The sequence below is a fragment of the Pseudomonas sp. HP_01 genome, assembly GCF_055284355.1.
The window spans coordinates 1-3,992 of sequence record NZ_JBTOPV010000062.1 but is presented as its reverse complement, the minus strand read 5'-3'; the positions used below and the strand labels follow the sequence as shown (position 1 = coordinate 3,992).

Sequence of the window (3,992 nt, the reverse complement as noted above, 5' to 3'; positions counted from 1 at the left end):
ACTTCCAGTTTGTAGCTGTCATCAAACCTGTTGCGTTTTCTGGTCATGAAAAACTCCTCGATAAATGTATTTTCCACTTATCGAGGTGTCCGGGGAAATTAGACCACTGCAATCCGCCCTCCGCCACCCGGCCTCCCCTCGACGTGCGTTGCCCCTCGTTACGACAGCGCCTGCTTCGACCCCTCCGGCGGCCGGGTTCGCCAACCCGTGAAAAGCGGCCTGATGAAATCCTCGGGGAACTGACAGCGCCGCTTGTTTACTCGCGGTATCGACATCAGCCTGCCGATCACCCCTGGCCTGGCGGCGCTGTTGTACATCACCCTGCTGCGCACCTTTCCCGAACCGGTGGGCGTGTATGGCGCCATGGGTCCGCACCCGTGACTCGGCAATAACGCACATCGCAACGTAAAGAAGCCTATGGCGATCGGTTGAAAGTCCGACGCCGTTGACAAGGGCTCGCTGCAAAGCGGGCCCTTTTCGTTGGGGAACCTACCCGCGAGGCTACCCCGACCGACGGGTCGCGTGCCGCTGGCGCGAGTGATTCACATCACGCACAATCGTTGCCTGGCTCATTACCTCAGCAGCATCCCACCCACAGCAACACGTCAGCTCGACCCACAGGAGATCACCCCCGCATGAACGCAAACGACTGGACCGAAGCTGCCTTGGCGAAGTACATCGTGACCAATCCGATGTTGCAGGCTGAAATCCAGGATTTGAGCCCGAAAGAGCAGCAGCAGCAAACCCTCTGGGCCTTCGAAGATGAAGCCGAAAATCTGGGTATCCCGACCTGGGAGCTGGCGCTCACCTTCATTGCCGAAACCCCCGAGCAGCTCAAGGAACTGCGCGTTGCTGCACACAAGGAGGCGGCCGAGGCATTGGACATGGACTGGGAAGAGTACTGCGAACTGAACGAAGTCGAAGTTTAACCGCCCCTCTCCGCTCCCTCTCAGGGTCGCCAGCGCTGGCGACCCGATCCCCTGACTTGCCAGTCATCCTTTACGCTTTACCTTGCCCTGTCGGGTGAGTAACGTCTGCGCCACTTCAAAACAAAAAAGGACTCGCTCCATGAGTGATTTGGTCGCCTATCAACTGGATGACGGCGTTGCGACGCTGACCCTGACCAACGGCAAGGTCAACGCCATCAGCAACGACGTGGTCGCTGCGTTCAATGCCGCACTCGACCGCGCCGAGCAGGACCGCGCCGTGGTGATCATCACCGGTCAGCCGGGGATTCTCTCGGGCGGCTATGACCTGAAGATCATGACCTCGTCGCCGGAAGCCGCCATGGCTCTGGTTGCCGAAGGCTCCACGCTGGCACGGCGGATGCTGTCGTTCCCGTTCCCCATCGTGGTCGCGTGCGGCGGTCATGCCGTGGCCAAGGGCGCGTTCCTGCTGTTGTCGGCGGATTACCGCATCGGCGTCGACGGCCCGTTCAGCATCGGTCTGAACGAGGTGCAAATCGGCATGACCATGCACCACGCCGGCATCGAGCTGGCCCGTGATCGCCTGCGCAAAAGTGCCTTCGGACGTTCGGTGATCTGCGGCGAGATGTTCGATCCCCAAGGCGCGCTGCAAGCCGGCTTCTTCGACAAAGTGGTCGCCCCGGAGGACCTCACCGAGGCCGCGCGCACCGTGGCGCTGCAAATGAAGAAGATCAACATGCGCGCCCACAAGCAAACCAAGTTGAAAGTGCGCAAGGAATTCCTCGAAACCCTCGACCGGGCGATCGAGCTGGATCGTCAGATCCCGCTCTGAAGACGCACCGGCAACGCGCCGCATTGCTGCGGCGCGTCATCGTGAAACATCCCGTTAAATTCCTGATCGGCCACCCGGCCCGTGGGCGATTGCCGATTCCAGTGCACATCCGTACACTGCGCGGCTTTTCGCCTACCGGGTAGTTTTGCATGCTGTTCGTACTGCGTATGTTGCTGATGGGGCTTCACTTTATCGTCGCCGGCGCGCTGGGGTTGTTGCTCGGCTTGTGCCGTCCCTTCAACCCTGACAACAGCCGCCTGTGTGCTCGCCTCTACGCCCTCCCCGCCATGGGGATTCTCGGGCTGCGCCTGACTGCGCAGCTCAGCCCGCAGTTCGAGCAGGCCAGGCCCTGCGTGATCATCTGTAACCATCAATCCAACTATGACCTGTTTGTCCTCGGCAACATCGTGCCGCCGCGCACGGTTTGCATCGGCAAAAAAAGTCTCAAATGGGTGCCGTTCTTTGGCCAGTTGTTCTGGCTGGCGGGCAACGTGCTGATTGATCGCGGCAACCCCCAACGGGCGCGCCGCGCCATTCTCCAGACCACCGACACCCTGCAGCACAAGGACACCTCGATCTGGGTGTTCCCCGAAGGCACGCGCAACAAGGGCGAAGGACTGATGCCTTTCAAACGTGGGGCGTTTCAGATGGCGATCGAGGCCGGAGTGCCCATCGTGCCGGTGTGCGTGAGTACCTACGTGCGCAGCATGGATCTGAATCGATGGAGCAGTGGCGAAGTGATCATCCGTACGCTGCCCGCTCTCCCGACTTCGGGCCTGACCAGCGAAGACATCCCGCAACTCATCGCGCTCTGCCACGGCCAGATGCAGGCCTGCATCGCCAGCATGGACGCGCACGTCCGTGGGTCCGCCACCGCCATCCCAACAGACGCTGAACAGCCCTGAAAAAACCTGCGAACTCGTTTAAATCCGCCGACTCTGATCAGGGAGCGCGCTAAGCTGCGCGTCAGTTCTCCCTAAAAGAAGAAGCAGACATTATGGGTCGAGTGGTTGCCGCTGCCGTTTACAGCGCCGGAAAGAAAGTCACCAACATTTCCCTCGACGAAGGCGCGGCCTGGGCGGCGAAACCCGGGCATTTCGTCTGGATCGGCCTTGAGCAGCCAGACCTCGAACAGCTGACCACCCTGCAACGGCAGTTCAACCTGCACGAGCTGGCCATCGAAGATGCGCTGGAAGTCCACAGCCGGCCAAAGCTGGAAACCTTCGGTGACGCACTGTTCATCGTGACCTACGCGCCGATCCGCGAGAACGGCAAGCTGATCTTCATCGAGACGCACATCTTCGCCGGCAAGGGCTACATCATCACCTCGCGCAATGGCGATTCGAAGTCCTACGGGGTGGTGCGTCAGCGCTGCGAGGCCCGCCCGCTGCTGCTGGAGCACGGTGAAGACTTCGTCCTGTATGCGCTGCTGGATTTCGTCACCGAGAACTACCAGCCGGTCACCGAGCAGATTCACTGCGAGCTGGAAGAGCTTGAGCACAACGTGCTGCGCAAGGACCTCAACGAATCCGACATTCACCGCATTCACGCGCTGCGTCGTGACCTGCTGCGCCTGCGCCGCTACGTCGCCCCCATGGTGGAGATCGGCGAGGAGCTGCAGAAGCTCAGCTTCCCCTTCATCGACAAGAACATGCGCCCCTACTTCCGTGACGTGGAGATCCACGTCAAACGGCAGATGGAAGACCTTTCCAACCTACGCGACATCGCCAGCCAGACCATCGAAATCAGCCTGCTGCTGGAGTCTTCACGGCAGAGCCTGACCCAGCGCAAATTTGCCGCCTGGGCCGCAATCCTGGCTTTCCCCACCGCCATCGCCGGGATCTACGGGATGAACTTCGAGAACATGCCCGAACTGACCTGGCATTACGGTTATTACATGGTGTTAAGCGTGATCGTCGGCGGGTGCGGGGTCTTGTTCGCGAGCTTCAAGCGGTCGGGGTGGCTTTGAACATTCTCCTGCTTCGAGTCATACACCGCCTGTAGGCGCCGGCTTGCTGGCGAACGCGTATGCACGGACGACCATCATGCGTCGGATGTACCGGCCTCTTCGCGGGCAAGCGCGCTCCTACACCGATCGGCGGCGAACAGTGAGATCTGGTGGCAGACGCTGGTCTTTTCCTGGCTGAAGCCGGTCTACAGAAACACCGCGTACTTTAGTGGGACCGGCTTTAGCCGGGAAGAGGCCGGTGTGAGCACCATAAATCTTGAAGCAT

Annotated in this window: 5 protein-coding genes; all 5 read left to right on the top strand. The window is 60.5% G+C overall.

The genetic code is table 11. The annotated features are described in order from the left end of the window. The first annotated feature begins 252 nt into the window (after positions 1–252). The 5 genes from ACYAR8_RS22825 (at position 253) to ACYAR8_RS22805 (ending at position 3,727) form a co-directional block, all read left to right on the top strand. Positions 253–381: a hypothetical protein gene (locus ACYAR8_RS22825; protein WP_463581138.1), complete on the top strand. Its 129-nt coding sequence runs from the start codon at positions 253–255 to the stop codon at positions 379–381. A gap of 254 nt (positions 382–635) precedes the next feature. Next, entirely contained in the window at positions 636–929 is a 294-nt protein-coding gene (locus ACYAR8_RS22820) for a DUF6388 family protein (protein ID WP_074891882.1), read from the top strand. A gap of 139 nt (positions 930–1,068) precedes the next feature. Further along, a complete protein-coding gene (locus ACYAR8_RS22815; RefSeq protein WP_463581137.1) occupies positions 1,069–1,758 on the top strand; it encodes a crotonase/enoyl-CoA hydratase family protein in 690 nt (229 codons plus the stop codon). A gap of 149 nt (positions 1,759–1,907) precedes the next feature. Then, positions 1,908–2,663 carry a lysophospholipid acyltransferase family protein gene (locus ACYAR8_RS22810; protein ID WP_463581136.1) on the top strand — a complete coding sequence of 252 codons (756 nt, stop codon included), beginning with the start codon at positions 1,908–1,910 and terminating at the stop codon, positions 2,661–2,663. Positions 2,664–2,755: 92 nt separating this feature from the next. Then, on the top strand, positions 2,756–3,727 hold the full coding sequence (locus ACYAR8_RS22805; protein WP_074891888.1) for a magnesium and cobalt transport protein CorA: 972 nt from the start codon (positions 2,756–2,758) through the stop codon (positions 3,725–3,727). Positions 3,728–3,992: the final 265 nt, after the last annotated feature.

Coding starts and splice junctions, on each gene's coding strand:
- ACYAR8_RS22815 (WP_463581137.1), top strand. CDS start 1,069: ATGAGTGATTTGGTCGCCTATCAACTGGATGACGGCGTTGCGACGCTG.
- ACYAR8_RS22820 (WP_074891882.1), top strand. CDS start 636: ATGAACGCAAACGACTGGACCGAAGCTGCCTTGGCGAAGTACATCGTG.
- ACYAR8_RS22810 (WP_463581136.1), top strand. CDS start 1,908: ATGCTGTTCGTACTGCGTATGTTGCTGATGGGGCTTCACTTTATCGTC.
- ACYAR8_RS22805 (WP_074891888.1), top strand. CDS start 2,756: ATGGGTCGAGTGGTTGCCGCTGCCGTTTACAGCGCCGGAAAGAAAGTC.